The following is a 1,012-nucleotide window of genomic DNA, read 5'->3' on the forward strand; positions in this document are numbered from 1 at the left end:
TGGCGCTGTACGCCACATCGCGCCTAAGGCGCGATCCCGGCATGCCAGTGGACGACCTCTATCGGTCCGGCAAGGCTTACGTCAAAAGCGGAAAGTGACCAACATGCTCAACGTCAAAAACATCAACCAGTACTACGGCGGCTCGCACATTCTGCGCGATGTCAGCATCGAAGCCCAGGTCGGCAAGGTCACCGTCATCCTGGGTCGCAACGGTGTGGGCAAGACCACACTGCTCAAATCTCTGATGGGCCTGGTTCCCATCAAGACCGGCTCCATCGAGCTGGGTGGCAAGGCCATCCAGAAGGGCACGCCCTATGAACGCGCCCGCGCCGGCATTGGCTTTGTACCCCAGGGCCGCGAAATTTTTGGCCGCCTGACGGTGGAAGAAAACCTGCAGATGGGTCTGGCGTACAAAACCGCCAGCACGCCGATACCTCCCGAACTGTATGAGTTATTTCCCGTGCTCAAACAAATGCTGGGCCGCCGCGGCGGTGATTTGTCTGGCGGGCAACAGCAGCAGTTGGCCATTGCCCGCGCGCTGGCCGCCAAGCCGCGTGTGCTGATTCTGGACGAGCCGACCGAAGGCATCCAACCCAGCATCATCAAGGACATCGGCCGTGTGATCCGTATGCTGGCCGACCGGGGCGATATGGCGATTTTGCTGGTGGAGCAGTACTACGATTTTGCGCAGGAACTGGCCGACCACTATGTGGTGATGGAACGTGGCGCGGTGGTGGCCAGCGGTCTTGGCAAAGACATGGAAGCCAGCGGCGTGCGCAAGCTGGTCGCCATCTAAGGAGGTGGCTCCGCGGGCTTGGCCGCACCACCGGTGCGCAGCACCAGCCCACCCGATTGGCGCCGTTGCTCCCCCATGGCCGCCTTGACACTTTGTATGCCGAACTTGGCGCGCAACTGCTGCAGTTCTGCGGCAAGTGCGTGTGCATGGGTAATCTTTGCCTGGTGCTTCAACAGTACCTGGTGGGCGTTGTCGATCAGGCGTGCATTCAGTGTG

At 60.9% G+C, this 1,012-nt stretch carries 1 protein-coding gene and 1 pseudogene; one reads left to right on the forward strand and one right to left on the reverse strand.

Translation table 11 applies throughout. From position 1 onward, the window contains the following. Window positions 1-103 precede the first annotated feature (103 nt). Window positions 104-796: an urea ABC transporter ATP-binding subunit UrtE gene (gene urtE, locus AC097P_RS25160; RefSeq protein ID WP_479613134.1), complete on the forward strand. Its 693-nt coding sequence runs from the start codon at window positions 104-106 to the stop codon at window positions 794-796. Here the strand turns inward: urtE and AC097P_RS25165 are convergent. Then, a pseudogene (locus AC097P_RS25165) lies at window positions 793-1,012 on the reverse strand (hypothetical protein); the annotation flags it as partial. The gene urtE and the pseudogene AC097P_RS25165 overlap by 4 nt on opposite strands.

The organism is Rhodoferax sp. ZS1R8, assembly GCF_056521325.1.